At 62.7% G+C, this 18,256-nt stretch carries 15 protein-coding genes and 2 tRNA genes; 3 read left to right on the top strand and 14 right to left on the bottom strand.

Annotation, left to right across the window (positions count from 1 at the left end; all coding sequences use genetic code 11):
- Positions 1–273 precede the first annotated feature (273 nt).
- Positions 274–1,239 (top strand): Rpn family recombination-promoting nuclease/putative transposase, encoded by a 966-nt coding sequence (locus tag ECTHA_RS0116295; protein WP_026623892.1) that lies wholly within the window; start codon positions 274–276, stop codon positions 1,237–1,239.
- A gap of 235 nt (positions 1,240–1,474) precedes the next feature.
- Here ECTHA_RS0116295 and ECTHA_RS0116290 read toward each other — a convergent pair whose 3' ends face one another.
- The 4 genes from ECTHA_RS0116290 to ECTHA_RS0116275 all read right to left on the bottom strand — a co-directional run bounded on the left by ECTHA_RS0116290 (position 1,475) and on the right by ECTHA_RS0116275 (position 6,161).
- Positions 1,475–3,043, bottom strand: coding sequence for an ATP-binding protein (locus ECTHA_RS0116290; RefSeq protein ID WP_025282794.1), 1,569 nt, complete (start codon positions 3,041–3,043; stop codon positions 1,475–1,477).
- Positions 3,044–3,449: 406 nt separating this feature from the next.
- Entirely contained in the window at positions 3,450–5,015 is a 1,566-nt protein-coding gene (locus ECTHA_RS0116285) for an ATP-binding protein (protein WP_025282795.1), read from the bottom strand.
- A 430-nt stretch (positions 5,016–5,445) separates the two neighbouring features.
- Complete coding sequence (locus tag ECTHA_RS0116280) at positions 5,446–5,856, bottom strand: helix-turn-helix domain-containing protein (RefSeq protein ID WP_025282796.1); 411 nt, start codon at positions 5,854–5,856, stop codon at positions 5,446–5,448.
- A complete protein-coding gene (locus ECTHA_RS0116275; protein WP_238984849.1) occupies positions 5,853–6,161 on the bottom strand; it encodes a type II toxin-antitoxin system RelE family toxin in 309 nt (102 codons plus the stop codon). Before ECTHA_RS0116275 ends, ECTHA_RS0116280 begins: the two co-directional genes overlap by 4 nt.
- 20 nt (positions 6,162–6,181) lie before the next feature.
- Between ECTHA_RS0116275 and ECTHA_RS20120 the strand changes: the two genes are divergently transcribed.
- On the top strand, positions 6,182–6,349 hold the full coding sequence (locus ECTHA_RS20120) for a hypothetical protein (RefSeq protein WP_169738295.1): 168 nt from the start codon (positions 6,182–6,184) through the stop codon (positions 6,347–6,349).
- A 306-nt stretch (positions 6,350–6,655) separates the two neighbouring features.
- Here ECTHA_RS20120 and ECTHA_RS0116265 read toward each other — a convergent pair whose 3' ends face one another.
- The 8 genes from ECTHA_RS0116265 to ECTHA_RS18745 all read right to left on the bottom strand — a co-directional run bounded on the left by ECTHA_RS0116265 (position 6,656) and on the right by ECTHA_RS18745 (position 16,469).
- Positions 6,656–8,218, bottom strand: coding sequence for an ATP-binding protein (locus tag ECTHA_RS0116265; protein WP_025282798.1), 1,563 nt, complete (start codon positions 8,216–8,218; stop codon positions 6,656–6,658).
- Between the two features lie 175 nt (positions 8,219–8,393).
- Complete coding sequence (prsR, locus tag ECTHA_RS0116260; RefSeq protein WP_025282799.1) at positions 8,394–9,764, bottom strand: PEP-CTERM-box response regulator transcription factor; 1,371 nt, start codon at positions 9,762–9,764, stop codon at positions 8,394–8,396.
- Positions 9,765–9,776: 12 nt separating this feature from the next.
- Positions 9,777–11,993, bottom strand: a complete 2,217-nt coding sequence (gene prsK, locus ECTHA_RS18755) for an XrtA/PEP-CTERM system histidine kinase PrsK (RefSeq protein ID WP_203225283.1) — start codon at positions 11,991–11,993, stop codon at positions 9,777–9,779.
- Positions 11,994–12,023: 30 nt separating this feature from the next.
- On the bottom strand, positions 12,024–13,571 hold the full coding sequence (locus tag ECTHA_RS0116250; protein WP_084307091.1) for a TIGR03013 family XrtA/PEP-CTERM system glycosyltransferase: 1,548 nt from the start codon (positions 13,569–13,571) through the stop codon (positions 12,024–12,026).
- A gap of 360 nt (positions 13,572–13,931) precedes the next feature.
- Positions 13,932–14,007: transfer RNA gene (locus tag ECTHA_RS0116245), tRNA-Thr, on the bottom strand.
- 73 nt (positions 14,008–14,080) lie between these two features.
- On the bottom strand, positions 14,081–14,722 hold the full coding sequence (locus ECTHA_RS19155) for an SPOR domain-containing protein (RefSeq protein ID WP_051582675.1): 642 nt from the start codon (positions 14,720–14,722) through the stop codon (positions 14,081–14,083).
- Positions 14,722–15,477, bottom strand: coding sequence for a type III pantothenate kinase (locus ECTHA_RS0116235; RefSeq protein WP_025282803.1), 756 nt, complete (start codon positions 15,475–15,477; stop codon positions 14,722–14,724). Before ECTHA_RS0116235 ends, ECTHA_RS19155 begins: the two co-directional genes overlap by 1 nt.
- The gene (locus ECTHA_RS18745) at positions 15,474–16,469 is read right to left on the bottom strand and encodes a biotin--[acetyl-CoA-carboxylase] ligase (protein WP_025282804.1); all 996 of its coding nucleotides are present in this window, start codon (positions 16,467–16,469) and stop codon (positions 15,474–15,476) included. Before ECTHA_RS18745 ends, ECTHA_RS0116235 begins: the two co-directional genes overlap by 4 nt.
- Positions 16,470–16,525: 56 nt before the next feature.
- Here ECTHA_RS18745 and ECTHA_RS0116225 point away from each other — a divergent pair, with 56 nt between their 5' ends.
- Positions 16,526–17,158, top strand: a complete 633-nt coding sequence (locus ECTHA_RS0116225) for a lytic transglycosylase domain-containing protein (protein WP_029762677.1) — start codon at positions 16,526–16,528, stop codon at positions 17,156–17,158.
- Between the two features lie 5 nt (positions 17,159–17,163).
- On the opposite strand, the gene pgeF is transcribed toward ECTHA_RS0116225, so the two are convergent.
- Positions 17,164–17,907, bottom strand: coding sequence for a peptidoglycan editing factor PgeF (pgeF, locus tag ECTHA_RS0116220; RefSeq protein ID WP_025282806.1), 744 nt, complete (start codon positions 17,905–17,907; stop codon positions 17,164–17,166).
- 175 nt (positions 17,908–18,082) lie between these two features.
- Positions 18,083–18,158: transfer RNA gene (locus ECTHA_RS0116215), tRNA-Phe, on the bottom strand.
- Between the last annotated feature and the right edge of the window lie 98 nt (positions 18,159–18,256).

Below are 18,256 nucleotides of genomic sequence, written 5' to 3'. Positions count from 1 at the left end.
AAAGGAAAGACCCCACCACACTCCATGTGGCGGGGTCTGGTGTCGCGCGGCAATGATCCATCCAATGGGCCTTCCGTGATGAACTGCCTTTCATCCCTGACTGCCTTCAATGGCGACACAAGGCATTTTCCACAATTCTGGAAAGGTGACAACTCCAGTCTTTGAAAATGTGAATCAGTTCAACCTACCGGCAGGTTATCGCCACAGTCGGGGATCGGCCAGGCTCGGGGCAAATATGGCACACTGTGGCTCGATCTCCTGCCAGGACGCCGCATGAGCAACCATCACGACACGGGCTACAAGGAACTGTTCAGCTACCCGGAACTGGTTCGCCAGCTCATTGAGGGCTTTGCGCCACCGGAGGTGGCGGCCATGATGGACTTTGCCACTCTCACGGACCACAGCGGGAGCTACATCACCCCACTGTTTGGCGAGAAGTTCGAGGACAAGGTCTGGTCGGTGGAGGTGAAATGGGATGGCACCAGGCAGCGGGTGTTCGTGTATCTGCTGCTGGAGTTTCAGTCCACGGTGGACCACCGCCTGCCAATCCGGATGCTGCACTATGTGGCCTGCTTCTACGATCATTTGATCAAGACCCATGTGACAACGGCCCGCAAGGGCATGCCGCCGACCGACCCGGTGGTGTTGTACAACGGCTCCAAACAGTGGACGGCGCGGGAGGACATCTATCGGATGATCCGGCCGGAGCCGCCGGGTTTCATGCGGGTGTATCAGCCCCACCTGCGCTACTATCTGGTGAACGAGTCAGCCTTCAGCGAAGAAGAGCTGGCAGAGCGGGATACGCCGCTGAGTGGGATTTTCGAGGTAGAGAAGGCGTCAAAGGACGTGGATGCCTTGCAGGAGGCCGTGCAGCACCTGGCGGCGCGCATCCGGGCACACCCGGAGAAGGCGCGCCTGGACGAGGTGATTACCCGCTGGCTCAAGCGTCACCTCAAGCGACTGGGTGCCGAGGCAGAGAAAGCCCTGGAACAGGTCAACAGTTTGGTGGAGGACAATGCGATGCTGGCGGAAAATCTTCAGACTTGGGCAGAAAAGGAGCGGCAGAAGGGCGAGGCGGTCGGCTTGCAGAAGGGGCGGCAGGAAGGGCGGCAGGAAAATGCCCGTGAAACAGCCATCAACCTGCTTGCGCTAGGCCTACTCGATGACGATCAGATCGCCCAGACCACGGGCCTGAGCCTGGATGAGGTGAAGGCCCTGCGATCGGAGCAGCCTCACTGAGGGGTGGAGTAAGTCAGGGTAAGAGACAGATACCCCAGGCTTCTGGAGGTCGCCGCCCCAAAACGGAAAGACCCCACCACACTCCATGTGGCGGGGCCTGGTGTCGCGCGGCAATGATCCATCCAATGGCCCTTCCGTGATGAACTGCCTTTCATCCCTGACTGCCTTCAATGGCGACGAACCTCATTGTCCACACTTTTAGAAGGGTGACAACTCCAATCGCTGAAAATGTGAATCAGTTCAAGCTTTCCACATCAAAGGCCACGATCTGCCGCTGCTGGCTGGAAAACTCCACACCAATCAGGTGAATGGCCTTGCCTTGCCCCAGGTACTTGTCCGCGTAGCTCTTGTCCTTGAGTTGCTGTAGCGCCCTGCCCTCCGGGAGCTGTTCCACCACCTTGAACTCGAACAGGTAGATGTGGCCATTGAAGTCCACCGCCATGTCCACCCGACCCATGTGGCTCGAGTCTTCCACCCGGATCAGGAGCCCCAGGGCCGCCAGGTGGCTGTAAAAAACGCTGGCATAGTGGCCCTCGTATTGGGCGATGGGGTTGTTGCGGTACCAGTCGTGAGGGAGGCTGGCATACAAGGCCTTCAGGTGCACCTCCAGGGCCTTGAGGTCGTGGGCCTGCAGGGCGCGGAACAGGGTGAGAGTTTCCCGGCCTGAACGCGGCAGGCCCAGGGCCGGCAGCAGGGCCTGGTTGAGGCTGGATTCCACTTCCCGGTTGGGATAGCCCAGGGTATACAGCCAGTAGCCGGTGATGGGCTGTTCCACCTTATGCACGGTGAGGTAGCCGGTCTGGAACAGCAACGCCTCGGTGGCGATGTCGTCCACGTCGAAACGCCCCAGCAGGCTGGCTTCGGTCTCCATGGATTCCAGACGGGGGGTATACAGGCCCCGCTCGGCCAGCAGCTTGACCAGGAAGCTGGGGGTGGCGCTCTCGAACCAGTAGGGGCGGAATTCACGTTTTTGGAAGAACAGCAGGACATCGAAGGGGTTGTAGACCGCTGGCGTGGTCTCATCTCCCCAGCGATAGCCGTTGTACCAATCCTTGATCTGCTGGCGATCCAGCCCGGGCAGCTCCGGGGCGAAGACGGTGTCCAGGTCTTCGTCGGTATAGCCGCAGATGGGGGCGTAGGGTTTGTCCAGGGTGATGTCGTTGAGGTTATTCAGCCCCGAGAACAGGCTCACCTTGCTGAACTTGGACACCCCGGTGAGCAGGCAGAACCGCAGGTGGGGATCGGCATCCTTGAGCACGGAATAGAGGTTCTTCAAGCCCTCCCGCAGCGCCCGGGCAGTCTCCCCGTCGGTGATGTTGTCCAGGATGGGTTTGTCGTATTCATCGATGAGCACCACCACCCGATCGCCATGCAGCCCGTGTGCCAGGCGAATCAGGTCGGAAAATTCCCCGGAGATGTCCGGGGCGCCGCTCTCCTCGACCCCCAGTCTCTCCCGGTTGAGCCGCAGCAGGTGACGGATGCGGGCGTCCAGGGCTTCGCGGCTGTCCATGACCCCATCGCCAAAGCTCAACCGGATGACGGGATGCTTTCTCTGCCAGTCCCATCGCTCATGAATATACAGGCCTTGGAACAGGGGCTCGTTGGCCTCGAAGAGCTCCTTGAGGGTGTCCAGCAGCAGGCTCTTGCCAAAGCGACGGGGGCGGGAGAGAAAGAAATAACCACCCTCCTGGGTGAGCTGATGCAGCCAGGGGGTCTTGTCCACATAGTAGTACCCACCCGTGCGAATCTTGGCGAAGCCTTGGATGCCAACGGGAAGCTTGCGGCGGGACAGTGGGCTGGTCATCGAGCGAGTTCCTGGGGACGGCAAGGGCCATATCACCTGGCGTCCAGTCTATCGCTTTGTCAGTGTTTAGCGAACTGGGTGTCGATGGGGCCGCTGCGCTTCCAGACCGAGGGCCACGCCCAGACTGAATCTTGCTTGCCTTGGAGATCGCTGCCGCAATAAGGGAAGACCCCGCCACAACTCCATGTGGCGGGGTCTGGTGTCGCGCGGCAATGATCCATCCGATGGACCTTCCATGATGAACTGCCTTTCGTCCCTGACTGCCTTCAATGGCGACGCGACGTATTGTCCACAGTCTTGGAAAGGTTACAACTCGAATCGCCGAAGATGTGAATCAGTTCAAGCTATCGACGGGCTACCGCCACGGTGCTCTCGGCCAGGCTCAGGACAAACATGGCGCACGCCATCAAAGGCTTTCCACATCAAAGGCCACGATCTGCCGCTGCTGACTGGAAAACTCCACGCCGATCAGGTGAATGGCCTTGCCCTGCCCCAGGTACTTGTCCGCGTATCCCTTGCCCTTGAGCTGCTGTAGCGCCCTGCCCTCCGGGAGCTGTTCCACCACCTTGAACTCGAACAGGTAGATGTGGCCATTGAAGTCCACCGCCATGTCCACGCGACCCATGTGGCTCGAGTCTTCCACCCGGATCAGAAGCCCCAGGGCCGCCAGGTGGCTGTAAAACACACTGGCATAGTGGCCCTCGTATTGGGCGATGGGATTGTTGCGGTACCAGTCGTGAGGGAGGCTGGCATACAGGGCCTTCAGGTGCGCCTCCAGGGCCTTGAGGTCGTGGGCCTGCAGGGCGCGGAACAGGGTGAGGGTTTCCCGGCCTGAGCGTGGCAGGCCCAGGGCCGGCAGCAGGGCCTGGTTGAGGCTGGATTCCACTTCCCGGTTGGGATAGCCCAGGGTATACAGCCAGTAGCCGGTGATGGGCTGTTCCACCTTGTGGACGGTGAGGTAGCCGGTCTGGAACAGCAACGCCTCGGTGGCGATGTCGTCCACGTCGAAACGCCCCAGCAGGCTGGCTTCGGTCTCCATGGATTCCAGACGTGGGGTATACAGACCCCGCTCTGCCAGCAGTTTGACCAGGAAGCTGGGGGTGGCGCTCTCGAACCAGTACGGGCGGAATTCACGCTCCTGGAACAGCAGCAGCACATCAAATGGGTTGTAAACCGACGGTTGACGCTCATCCCCCCAGCGGTAGCCATTGTACCAATCCTTGATCTGCTGGCGATCCAGCCCGGGCAGTTCCGGTGCAAAGACGGTGTCCACGTCCTGGTCTGTGTAGCCGCAGATGGCCCCGTAATCACGGGAGAGGGTGATATCGCGCAGGTTGTTCAGGCCCGAAAACAGGCTCACCTTGCTGAACTTGGAGACGCCCGTGAGCAGGCAGAACCTCAAGTGAGGATCGGCATCCTTGAGCACGGAATAGAGGTTCTTCAAGCCCTCCCGCAGCGCCCGGGCAGTCTCCCCGTCGTTGATGTTGTCCAGGATGGGTTTGTCGTATTCATCGATGAGCACCACCACCCGCTCGCCATGCAGCCCGTGCGCCAGGCGAATCAGGTCGGAAAATTCCCCGGAGATGTCCGGGGCACCGCTCTCCTCGACCCCCAGCCTCTCCCGGTTGAGCCGCAGCAGGTGACGGATGCGGGCGTCCAGGGCTTCGCGGCTGTCCATGACCCCATCGCCAAAGCTCAACCGGATGACGGGATGCTTTCTCTGCCAGTCCCATCGCTCATGAATATACAGGCCTTTGAACAGGGGCTCGTTGGCCTCGAAGAGCTCTTTGAGGGTGTCCAGCAGCAGGCTCTTGCCAAAGCGACGGGGGCGGGAGAGAAAGAAATAACCACCCTCCTGGGTGAGTTGGTGCAGCCAGGGGGTCTTATCCACATAGTAGTACCCACCCGTGCGAATCTTGGCGAAGCCCTGGACGCCAACGGGGAGCTTGCGACGGGACAATGGGGTGGTCATCGGGGAATTCCTGGGGAGAGCAAGGGCCATGACACGATGTTCAGTCTATCGCTTTGCCGGTGGTAAGCGAACAGGGTGTGTGCGACCTGTGCCCTTCGCGGCCGAGGGCCGCTCCCACACGGCGCTTGAGAATCGCCACCCCAAATGGAAAGGCCTCGCCACAGTCCGTGTGGCGGGGCCCGGTGTCGCGCGGCAATGTTCCATCCTTTGGACCTTCCGTGATGAACTGCCTTTCGTCCCTGACTGTCTTCAATGGCGACACAAAGCACTTTCTACAGCTCTGGAAAGGTGACAACTTCAGCCTTTGAAGATGTGAATCAGTTCAAGCTATCAGCAGGTTACCTCCAAGGAGGAGATCGGCCAAACTGGGGGGGCATGGCACACTGCGGCTAGGGCTCTGCGAGGCGTCATTTCTCAGGATGTCAACCCCCTACACCTCACCTTTGCAGGAATATTCAGAAGGCAACAGGTCCTCCACATCCACCGCCAAAGCCTGGGCTAGTGCCCGTAAGACCTTCGCCGACCCTCCCCTCTTGCCAGCCTCAATCTGTGACAGGTAGGACTTTCCGATGCCTGCCTGCTCCGCCAGCACTGCCTGGGACAACCCACGGTGCTCCCGCCACACACGCAGCGGATGCGCCTCACCGTTCACCAGGCGGCTGACAACCTCGGCGGGTACCAACTCGTCCCGCCCCTCCTCCAACTCGCGCATGGCCTCATCCGCGGCGCGCACGTCCTCCATATCCTCGGCTAATGCCAGCAAGCGACGATACTGATCGATTGGCACCACCGCGTATTCCGGCTTTCCATCTCGTTCGATGATCTGCGCTTGAAAACTCATTTGTAGATCCCTCCTCGAGGACCAATATCAATCACCAACAGCACCAGTTCCCGGTCGTTCACTTGGCAAATGGCCCGGTACTGACCAACTCGCAGCCGCCAGTAAGGTGAACCGACCAGCGGCTTCCAGTCGCCCAAATAGTCAGCCGGAGTCGCCGCTACGGCGCGTATTTCGGCCTCCATTTTAGTCCGCTGCGGCTTGGGCATCTTCGCCAGGCCCTTACCTGCAGCCTTCTTGTAGATGACCTCAAGCATGCTGGAAAGTTTACACACGGGTTTGCGTTCCGCAACCCTGTGCCAGTTCACCAAGAGGAACTCCTGGACGAGTGCAGAAGGGGCGGCAGGAAGGCGAGGAAATCGGCTTGCAGAAAGGCCAGCGTTTGGCAGCCATCAACCTGCTCAAGTTGGGACTGCTCGAAGACCAGCAGATCGCCCAGACCACAGGCCTGCCCCTGGACGAGGTGAAGGCCCTACGATCAGATCAGCCTCACTGAAGTGCGGGGTAAGTCAGGGTAAGAGACAGACACCCCAGGTTTTTGGGGATCGCTGCCCGAAATGGGAAGGCCCCGCCACAGTCCATGTGGCGGGGCCGGTGTCGCGCGGCAATGATACATCCGCTGGTCCTTCCATGATTGACCGCCTTTCATCCTTGACTGCCTTCAATGGCGACAGGAAAGATTTTCCACAATTCTGGAAAAGTGACAACTCCAATCAGTGAAACTGTGAATCAGTTCAATCTGTCCGCAGGGTAACGCCAGGGAGAAGTTCGGCCAGGCTCCGCGCAAACATGGCGCACGCCATCAAAGGCTTTCCACATCAAAGGCCACAATCTGCCGCTGCTGGCTGGAAAACTCCAAACCAATCAGGTGAATGGCCTTGCCTTGCCCCAGGTACTTGTCCGCGTAGCTCTTGTCCTTGAGTTGCTGTAGCGCCCTGCCCTCAGGGAGCTGTTCCACCACCTTGAACTCGAACAGGTAGGTGTGGCCATTGAAGTCCACCGCCATGTCCACCCGACCCATGTGGCTCGAGTCTTCCACCCGGATCAGAAGCCCCAGGGCCGCCAGGTGGCTGTAAAAAACGCTGGCATAGTGGCCCTCGTATTGGGCGATGGGGTTGTTGCGGTACCAGTCGTGAGGGAGGCTGGCATACAAGGCCTTCAGGTGGGCCTCCAGGGCCTTGAGGTCGTGGGCCTGCAGGGCGCGGAACAGGGTGAGGGTTTCCCGGCCGGAGCGTGGCAAACCCAGGGCCGGCAGCAGGGCCTGGTTGAGGCTGGATTCCACTTCCCGGTTGGGATAGCCCAGGGTATACAGCCAGTAGCCGGTGATGGGCTGTTCCACCTTATGCACGGTGAGATAACCGGTCTGGAACAACAGTGCCTCGGTGGCGATGTCGTCCACGTCGAAACGACCCAGCAGGTTGGCTTCGGTCTCCATGGATTCCAGACGGGGGGTATACAGGCCCCGCTCGGCCAGCAGCTTGACCAGAAAGCTGGGGGTGGCGCTCTCGAACCAGTAGGGGCGGAATTCACGCTCCTGGAACAGCAGCAGCACATCAAACGGGTTGTAAACCGACGGTTGGCGTCTATCCCCCCAGCGGTAGCCGTTGTACCAATCCTTGACCTGCTGGCGATCCAGCCCGGGCAGTTCCGGTGCAAAGACGGTGTCCAAATCCTGGTCCGTGTAGCCGCAGATAGCCCCGTAATCATGGGAGAGGGTGATATCGCGCAGGTTGTTCAGGCCCGAGAAAAGGCTCACCTTGCTGAACTTGGAGACACCCGTGAGCAGGCAGAACCGCAGGTGAGGGTCGGCATCCTTGAGCACGGAATAGAGGTTTTTCAGGCCTTCCCGCAGCGCCCGGGCAGTTTCCCCATCGGTGATGTTGTCCAGGATGGGTTTGTCGTATTCATCGATGAGCACCACCACCCGCTCGCCATGACGCTCATGGGTGCGACGGATCAGCTCTCCAAAGCGCCCGGCGATGCTGTCATTTTTCAGACAGACCTCAAGACGGCTGGCCTGCTCCCGAAGCATTTCCTGAATCCGTTCATCCAGAGCCGCACGGCTCTCCATGACCCCATCGCCAAAGCTCAGCCGGATGACGGGATGCTTTTTCTGCCAGTCCCATCGCTCATGAATATACAGGCCTTGGAACAGGGGCTCGTTGGCCTCGAAGAGCTCATTGAGGGTGTCCAGCAGCAGGCTCTTGCCAAAGCGGCGGGGGCGGGAGAGAAAGAAATAACCACCCTCCTGGGTGAGTTGGTGCAGCCAGGGGGTCTTATCCACATAGTAGTACCCACCCGTGCGAATCTTGGCGAAGCCCTGGACGCCAACGGGGAGCTTGCGGCGGGACAATGGGGTGGTCATCGGGGGAATTCCTGGGGAGAGCAAGGGCCATGACACGATGGTCAGTCTATCGCTTTGCCGGTGGTAAGCGAACAGGGTGTGCATGCAGTCTGCGCCCTTCGCGGCCGAGGGCCGCTCCCACAAAGCACCTTGCACTTGGGAACCGCTGCCCCGAAATGGAAAGGCCCCGGGGAGTCTACCCCTCCCGACCCATCTCGTGCTTCTTCATCAAATCATACAAAGTCGGCCGGCTCACCCCCAGCAACTCCGCTGCCCGTGAGATATTGCCATCCACCATCTGCATCGCACGGCGCACGGCGCGGCCTTCGGCTTCGTCGCGGACCTGGCGCAGGTTGAGCATCATGGGATCTTCGCCCTCGGGGGAGAGTTCCAGATCCTCGGCGGTGACCTGGTTGGCGTCGGCCATGATGACAGCACGTTTGATGCGGTTTTCCATCTCGCGTACGTTGCCGGGCCAGGTGTGGTGTTCGATGGCCTGGACGGCGTCCGGAGCGAAGCCCTTGATGGGGCGACCCTGCTGGTCGGCGAAACGCTTGAGGAGCAGGCGGGCCAGTACGTGGGCGTCGCCGGTGCGGTCCTTGAGGGGTGGGATGGCGATGGTGATCTCGCTGATGCGATAGAACAGGTCTTCCCGAAAGGCGTCTTCGGCGATCAGGCCGGAGAGGTCCTGGTGGGTGGCGCACACCACGCGCACGTCCACCGGAATGCCTTCGCGACCACCAATGCGGTCGATCACCCGTTCCTGCAAGAAGCGCAGCAGTTTGGCCTGCAGGGCCATGGGCAGGTCGCCCACCTCGTCCAGGAACAGGGTGCCGCCGCTGGCGTATTCGATCTTGCCCTTGGTCTGTTTGTTGGCGCCGGTGAAGGCGCCCTTTTCGTAGCCGAAAAGCTCACTTTCCAGGAGGTTTTCCGGGATGGCGGCGCAGTTGATGGCAACGAAGGCCTCCTTGCTGCGGGGGCTCAAATCGTGGAGGGCGCGAGCGATGACTTCCTTGCCGGTGCCGCTGTCGCCGAGCAACAGGGTGGTGGCATCGGTGGGGGCCACTTTTTCCACCGTGCGGCATACCTTGAGCATCTCGGGGCTGCTGGCGATCAGGCCCGGCAGGGGTTCGGCCGAGCGATGATCGGCCAGTCGGCGGTTCTCGGCTTCCAGTTCGTACAGGCGATGGGCGCGCTGCACGATGAGGTCGAGGATGTCGGCGTCCACAGGCTTTTGGTAGAAATCGTAGGCGCCCAGGGCCACGGCCTTGACGGCGTTGTCACGGTCGTTGTTGCCGGTGACGACGATCACTTTGGTGTTGGGGGCCAGGGCCAGGATCTGCTCCAGGGTGGCCAGACCTTCGGTGGCGCCGCCGGGGTCGGGGGGCAGGCCCAGGTCGAGGGTGACCACCTGGGGTTCGCCGCGGCGTAGCTGGGTAATGGCTTCGTCGCGGTCTTTGGCAGTAAGAACTTCAAAGTCGCTGAAGCACCAGCGCAGCTGGCTGAGCAGGCCGGGGTCGTCCTCCACCAGGAGTAGGGTCGGTTTTTGTTGGGTGCTTCCGGTCAAGGTTTGGGTGCCTCACTGGCTGGTGGTGTCATTCTCAAGCGGGAGAGGGGTTGTTTGTTGTTGGGCCAACGGAATACTGACCCGGAATCGTGACCCCTTGCCCGTTTCGCTCCACACTTCCAGATCCCCCCCCAGGGCGCGGATGAATTCGCGGCTTTCGAAGGCCCCGATACCCATGCCGGTAAGGCCCTTGGTGGTATCGAAGGGGCGGAACAGGCGCTCGCGGATGAATTCCGGGGTCATGCCGGTGCCGGTATCCATCACATCCAGATAAGCCTGGCGGGTGTCCTGCCAGAGGGAGAGGCTCACCCTGCCGTTGTCGGGGGTGGCCTCCTGAGCGTTCTGGATAAGGTGGTTGAGCACGGAGCGTAACCTCTCGGGATCCGCCAGCACGGGACAATCCCCACCATTGTGCTCCAGTTCCGGCTCGGGTGCACGCCCCTGTGCATCGTTGACGGCCTGGGTGGCCAGGTCGGCCAGATTGACAGGTCTGGCCTCGCGGCCCGGGTCGCCACTGCGCAGCTGAAGCATGAGTTTGTTCATGCGGGATACGGCATTTTCCACGGTGCCGATGGCGTCCTTGAGGAATTCCGGGTTGTCGCCATGCTTTCGTGCATTGCTCACGACCAGGTTGAGCTGGGCGATGATGTTTTTCAGGTCGTGCACCACGTAGGCCGACAGGCGATTGAAGGCCTCGAACTGCCGCGCCTCGGACAGGGCCTGCAGGGCCTCCATCTGAGCCAGGTGGCTGGCGGCCTGCAGGCCAGCGGTCTTGAGCAGGTCGCGGTCTTCCCAGTTGATGATGCGCCGGGCCCGGGAGGGGGCCAGAAGCACGAAGCCCAGCAGTTCCGACTCCTGCTTGAGCGGCACCAGCAGCCAGGAGCGTTCGCTTTCGGCCAGCCAGTCAGGCAGTTCCAGTCCGGGGTAACGCTCCGGGCACTGCCGCGCCTCCTGGATATCCAGCACCCAGCCGGTCTCCAGCAGATAGGCGGCCAGCGGGCCATCCCGGGGCTCGCTGGTCTGAGCGGGCTCAGTCATGTTGCGCTGGGCCACCTGGGCAAAATGGCGGCCACCGCTGCGCATCCACAACTGACCGGCCGGGCTGTCGACGATGTCCCCCAGGGCATGAATCACCCGCACCGGCAACCCTTCCTGGCGGTGACCGTCGGCCAGTGTCTGAATGAAACGTAGCCACTCCTCGCGATAGTCGTATTTGTAGTTGAAAAAATGCTTGCTGACAAACACCCGGAACTGGGCCCGAAAGCGCCCGGAGATCACGAACACAGCCAGGCCCATCAGGGCCGCGAACAGGAATACCGCCTGGAACACGGTACCCCAGTCGCCGCCGAACACCCGCAGGTAATAGCCAGCGGCGGCCATGAGCAACAGATAGATGCCGGCCCCCAGCAGCGTCGCGGTGTGGAAGACCATCCCCCGCGAGACATACACATCCAGCGACCACTGGGGGTTGCGGGCGGCAGAGACGGCGATCAGCGGCACCACCAGGGCATTCACGAATCCCCGGGCCTCCCACAGACCGGCATACACCTGGCGGAACAAAAGGGCCTCGGCGTACATGTAGAAGTCGAATCCATACACCCCCCCCAGGCCCAGACACAGGTACTTGATGGCCCACCGGCCCTCGGTGGAGGTGTTGCGGAAGATCTGCTCCACCAGCAGGAGCACGATGAGCACCAGCAGCAACTTGCCGCCCAGGATGATGTCGCTGCGCACCCAGGCCTGGGGCAGCAAGGGCTGCACCCCCAGATAGACCGCCAGGGCGAGGAGCAGCACCAAGGAACCCACGCCCAGGGCGACCAGGGGCTTGCCCAGGCCACCGGAAACGGCCACGCTGCCCGGCAGGTGGGCGGGGTCGTGTTCCGGCTCGGCTGAGGGGCCAGCACGGCGCGGGGTTTGTGTGGGCGTTGCCAGGCCTTCGCCGGAGCGGGCCAGTTGCAGGTGGCGCGCTTGCCAAAGCAGCCCCCAGAGGAAGGCGATCCAGCCGGCGTCCCGGGCCAGCTCGGCCAGCAGGACCATCCGGGTGCCTATGATCTGCCCATGGGCGGCGTTGAGGGCCAGGGTGGCGCCCCAGAGAATACTCAGGGCAACGGCGACCATCAGCAACGTGCCTTGCAGGCGCCGCTGCCAGCCGATGGCCAGCACCGCCAGCAGGATGACGAAGGCGCCTGCGGCGATGCTGTAGCTGGCCAGGCCTAGGGGGAAGGTCAAGTCCATTGGGGTACGGCCAGGCTCAACCCCCTATCGGGACCCTCTTCCCCACAGGACCACCTCGACCGTCTGCACAATGGTGAGGATGTCCAGCGCCATGCTCTGATTCTTCACGTAGTACAGGTCGTACTTGAGCTTTTCAAAGGCATCCTTCTCGGAGGCGCCATAGGGATAATGGATCTGTGCCCAGCCGGTGAGGCCCGGCTTCACCCAGTGGCGGTGATGATAATAGGGCAGCTTGGCGCCCAGGGTTTCCACGAACTCCGGGCGCTCCGGACGTGGCCCGACGAAGCTCATGTCGCCACGGATCACGTTGAACAACTGCGGCAGTTCATCCAGGCGGGTCTTGCGCATGAAGTGGCCGAAGCGGGTCACGCGCGGGTCTTTCTGCTGGGCCCATATGGCCTTGCCGTCCTTTTCCGCATCCATGATCATGCTGCGAAACTTGAACAGGGTGAACGGCTGGCCATGCTGGCCGGTGCGTACCTGCTTGAAGATGACCGACCCCTGCCCCTTGCTCTCGATGAAGATGGCGATGGCACAGAACACCATGAAGGGCCAGGTGATGGCCAGCAGGCCCAGGCTGCTGACCAGGTCCAGCACGCGCTTGGCATAATCCCGATAGATGCACTGCCGGAAACCGCGGCCAAAGATCATGCTGGAAGGCCGCAGGATGTCAAGCTTGAGCAGCCCGGCCTCACGTTCGAAGAAGTCCGCCACATCCAGCACGTTCACGCCGTGCATCTTGCAGTGCATCAGCTCGTCGGTGGGGAAGCCACCGCGAGGATCATCGTAGGCGATGACCACATCATCGATATGATGACGACGGGTGAAGTCGGTGAGGGATTCATCCATGTCCACAAGGCTATCGGCCTCCACCTTGGACGAGTCCCCCTGCCCCGGAACAAAGCCCACTACGGTGAAAGCCACCTGGTCGGACTTGCGGCGCAGTCGCTGGAACAGGCTGGCGGTGTCGCCGGCCCCCAGCACCAGCACCCGGCGCTTGAAGGCCTCGTGGGAAAGCACCTTGAGCATGCCGAAACGGGTGACCAGGATACCCGGCACCGCCAGCCCCAGGGCCACGGCCATGGTGGTTGGCGAGATCATGAGCGGGGGGAACACGTAGAACAGCATGGACATCATGACGATGGCCAAGGTCCCGGCCGCCAGGATGCGCAATACGATAGCGGTGGCACCACCACGGAAACCGCGCCGGTAGAGCCCCATACTGACCATGCCCACCATGCCGATCACCACGAACAGCGACATCTGCAGGGTGCTTGCCTGCCCCGTGAAGGCCAGCGCGGCGGGGAGATTCATCTGGGTGGCCCCCAGGAAGGCCAGTGCCAGAACCAGCACTTCCACGGCGGCCAGTAGGAGAAATGGGGTGGAGAGCTCTCGCCCGAAGATATGGAAGTGGCTATGACGAACCCGGACGGGGCGCCGTTTGGTCTCGCCTGGCCTGACCAGTCTGGGGGGTGGCGGCGGCGTGCGCTTATCCGGCGCGCGCTGCTTTTCCTGAATGGCGTCAGCCGTTTCCACTACGGAGAACAACCGATTTTCTGCTGGATTTCCCATATTACCCAAACCTCTCTTGCTTGGGTGAGTGACCGGCCGGCACGGACATCACCTGAGGTCCAACGGCACGGTCTCAAGACCGACGCTCCTGAACAGGAACGTCCCTCTATTCTTGATCCTTTTCACGAAGGTTATGTGATGGCGGTCACACTTTGCAAGGCTTAAAAAAAGTCTAGACGCTTTTTTTTACAATGCCACCCCCGGATGAGAGGCTTCAGTAACAAATGGAGGTATTAAGGGTGGTGAGCGGCGAAGTACAGCCATACTTCACCCCTTGGCGGCACGTCGCCGTCGATGCCCGAGGCACACAACGACAAGGGGCGACCACGAACGTGCCGCCCCTTGCTGAGTGCATTGCGTTGGTGCCGGAGATAGGAGTCGAACCTACGACCTTGGCATTACAAGTGCCCTGCTCTACCAGCTGAGCTACTCCGGCGTTTGTTGCGGAAGGCGATATCTTAGACCAGCCCCCCGGGGTCCGCAATCGGCACCCGGTGTGCTGTCGACGGCTATGGGCAGGCTCGGGCCCGCCATTGCAGGCCTGGCTCAACCGTCGGGCGCTCGTCGGCATCCAGGGCCCGGTGCATCTCCAGGTCCACCCAGTGAACCGTGCGGTCGCGGTATCGGGTAATCACCGTCGGTGCCAGACCCAGCGCCCGGATCTGCTCCTGCCGGCGCTGTGCCCGCTCCGGGGACGAGAACAACCCCAGGGACAGGCCGTGCTCATGCTCTCCCTCGGTGATGATGTAATGATCCCCGACGCCTTCATCATTCAATCGCTCCCGGGCAGCCTCGGCGCCCTGCAGGCCGTTTTCCGGGGGCAGGATCACCCAATAGGATGCCGGTCGTGAAGCCTCCGCGGTACGGATCAACCCCTGAGCCCCGGCGGCCTCCCAGGCCAGCAGGGCCTGGCGAGCGGCCAGGTCATCCTCGAAGGGCCCCAGACTGAAACACCCCCATGTACCGGACTGCACCTGACTGCCCGGCGGCGGGGGCTGCTCCTCTCCCAGGCGCTGCAGCAGGGGCACACCGGGCCGCTCAATGGAGACGGGCGACGTCAGCGCCGATGGGTAGGGCGGCGCATCCTGCCACAGGACGAACCCGAGGTATCCCAGGTTGAGCAACACCAGCAGGGCGAACAGGGCGCGCATCAATCGCCCTCCCCCATCCCTGCCAGCCCCATGAAGACGAGGTCCGGTACCATGATGATGTCGCCTGTCAGGTGAGGGGCCAGGGAGGGGGCGTCGCCGCCGGTGATGAGGCGGGGGATGGCTCCCGGGACGTGCGAGCCCAGACTGGAGGACAACCGATCGATGGCCGCCACCAGCCCCATCAAGGTGCCGGTGGCCACAGCATCGGCGGTGCACGACGCGGGGATGCGGTCAGCCCGGCCCTGCTCGACGCCCGACACCCCGGGGGCAACGCCAAGACTGCGGCGCATCAGGCCCAGGCCGGGGAGGATCAAACCGCCGCGATGATGTCCGCCCTTACTCAGAAGATCCAGGGTCACCGCCGTGCCGCAATCGATGATCACCGCCGATTCATGGCCCAGGGCCCGTGCGCCGGCCATGGCGGCGTAGCGATCCAGCCCCAGGCGGGAGGGGTCGTGGTAGTCGCTGATGATTCCATGCAGCGCCGGGTCGTCGCTCATGAAGCGTGGGGCGGGCCAACCTCGGTCGCCTGCCCATGCTTGCAAAGCCTCTCGAAACCCATTGCCAAGCACCTCCACGCACAGGATCTGCGTTGGCGGATGCCGGGCTTTCCGTAGCTCCAGGGACGAGAGGAATCCGGGCCATGGGGTCCTGGTGGCACCATCATGGGCCAGGGCCCCCTGTTCACGCACGGCCCCCTGCGCCCACCACGCCCATTTGAGACGGGAGTTACCCGCATCCAGCAACAGCTTCATGGGTCCACCCGCACGCTCACCTCACCGGCATCCACCCACCGGGGCCCGCTGGTGGTCTCGACACACAGCCGGCCCCGGGCGTCCACGCCCTGAGCGATACCTTCAAGCCCCGGATCCCCGGCGACGGTGACAGCCCGCCCCAGGCACACGTCACGGCCCTGCCAAAGCTCCCGCCAGGCCTGGAATCCCGGTTCCGGGTAGCTCTCAAGCATTCCGATCAGGGCCTGCAGCAGGCGCCCCGCCAGCCAGCTGCGGGTCGGCAGGGGATCAAGGCCGGACTCGCGCAGATCCCCATAGGGCTGATCGATGGGCAGACCGGGAGGCAGACGCAGGTTCAGCCCTACCCCCAGGATCAGGGCCCCGGCCCCATCCCGGTTCAGACGCCCTTCCACCAGGATGCCGCCCAGCTTGACCCCATTCACCTGAATGTCGTTGGGCCATTTCAGACCCAGACCACGGGCCCCCAGGTCTTCGAGGCATTGCACCAGGGTGGCACCGGTGGCCAGGGTCACCGTGGGTTGCGGTCCCGGCCAGTGGGATGTGTCCCACAGCAGAGACAGGGCCAGCCCGGCCCCCGGGGGCATCAGCCACTGTCGACCGCGACGTCCGCGACCGGCAGTCTGCAGCTCGGCGCAGCAGACCATTGGGCCACGAGCACCTCGTTGGCGGGCCCGGTCCAGCCAGGCACTGGTGGAGTCCACCTGCTCCAGCACATGGATGGGTGGGACGGTTCGAGGGTTGTCAAAGCCGGCCCGGATGCCCGGTTCATCCAGCAGGTCCAGGGGCGTGCGCAGCTGGATGCTGCCCGTGTTGTCCTCATGGAGGGTCAGCCCCAGATCGCGCAGCTTATCCAGGCCCTGGCTGATGACGTCCTCGGTCACACCCAGGTCCTGGGCCAGTGCCCGGGGGGTGGTTTGGTGGCCGCAAGCCAGGGCGGTGAGCAAACCGTCCGGGAAAATCGGGCGATGGTCGGGGGGCGAGGCCTGAGGCATGCGTTGCGTGTATCTTGGGTGTATCCCTATGATCCTTGCAGGGGGACGTAAACACAATGCAGCCGCACCGCTTCGCCATCGGAATGTCACTCACCGGCCTCGCCCTGGTGATGTTGCTGATCTGGGTGCCCGGTGTGTCGATGGCGGACATCTATATGCACGAGGGTCGCGATGGCGTCCCGATGTTCACCGACCAGCGAGACATGGGGCCGGATTACACCTTTGTGCGCCGTTATGGACGACCCACCGCCCAGCACGCCTGCCAGGGCCTGACCCGGGCCATGCTGGATGAAAGGGCAGCGGACCAGATGGGCTGGGTGATGCACTATGCCCGGCATCACCGGGTGGATCAGGAGTTGATCCGGGCCATCATCACGGTGGAATCCTGTTTTGACCGATTCGCGGTCTCCCGGGTGGGTGCCGAGGGGCTGATGCAACTGATGCCCGGCACGGCCCGGGAGGTGGGTGTGGATAATTCCTTCGATCCCCGGCAGAACATCCGCGGTGGCGTCACCTACTTCGCCCGCATGCTGGATCGCTTCGACGGCGATCTCACCCTGGCACTGGCCGCCTACAACGCCGGGCCGGGCGCAGTGGAACGCCACGGCGGCGTGCCGCCCTTCAGGGAGACCCAGGGCTATATCGAGCGGGTGTTCAATGAGTTCCGATTGCTGGGAGGCAGACCTTAGCCGGGTTAATCCAACCAGATCAGGCTGGCCATCCGCCCCGTCTCCCCGTCGCGCCGGTAGGAGTAAAAGCGCTCCGGCTGGCTGTGGGTGCAGGCCTGGTTGCCGGTGATCTGGGTGACGCCGCAGTCTTGCAGGCGGCGGCGGGCCAGGCGGTGCAGATCGGCCAGCCAGCGGCCCTGGGGGGAGGGGGCGAAGGCAGTGTCTGCGCTCGGGTCGTGATCGATGAAGGCCTGGCGTACCTCGGGGCCCACCTCGAAGGCCTGGGGGCCGATGCAGGGCCCCAGCCAGGCGATCACGTCCACGGGCGGGCAATCGAAGGCCTCCACGGTGGCCTCCAGCACCCCGGCCACCAGGCCGCGCCAGCCGGCGTGGGCGGCGGCCACCTGCTGGCCCGAACGGTCACAGAACAGCACCGGCAGGCAGTCAGCGGTGAGTACGACGCAGGCCAGGCCGGGGGTGCGAGTGATGGAGGCATCCGCCTTGGGGGGCTCATCAGGGTCCACATGATGAGCTTCCACCACCTGGATACCATGCACCTGGTGGAGCCAGGCCGGCTCGTCAGGCAGGTTCAGGATCTCTCGCAATCGACGGCGATTCTCCATCACCGCATCCGGATCATCACCGTTGCCCAGCCCCAGGTTCAGGCTGTCATGGGGCGTGCGACTCACCCCGCCTGCCCGGGTGGTCACGGCGGCGCGCACCCCCGCCGGGGCCGACCATTGGGGCAGAATGAGTTCAGGAGCGCTCAAAGGAAATCCTCGTCCACACAAGCCTTGACCGCATGGGGCAGGGAAATGTTCATGGCGCTCATGGGCCGAGCCTGGTCAGCATGGAAAAATGTGACAAGATTGCCTGGCTGAGCCTGCGGGATGGGTGCCCAGAAACAACAAAGCCCGGGCGATGCCGGGCCAAGTCGCTGAAATATGGTGGCCAGGGACGGAATCGAACCGCCGACACGGGGATTTTCAATCCCCTGCTCTACCAACTGAGCTACCTGGCCTGATCTGAGCGCTGCCGGGCGGGGGGCGCTGCAGCGAAGGTGCGTATTAAAGCCGGACTGACCGCATTCGTCAAGCCCATACCGGCTTGAAGTGATTT

It is taken from the genome of Ectothiorhodospira haloalkaliphila ATCC 51935 (assembly GCF_000633935.1).
In the GTDB taxonomy this organism is placed as follows: Bacteria; Pseudomonadota; Gammaproteobacteria; order Ectothiorhodospirales; family Ectothiorhodospiraceae; genus Ectothiorhodospira; species Ectothiorhodospira haloalkaliphila.
Note: the sequence above shows the minus strand (reverse complement) of the source record. Positions and strands in the feature narration are given on the sequence as shown.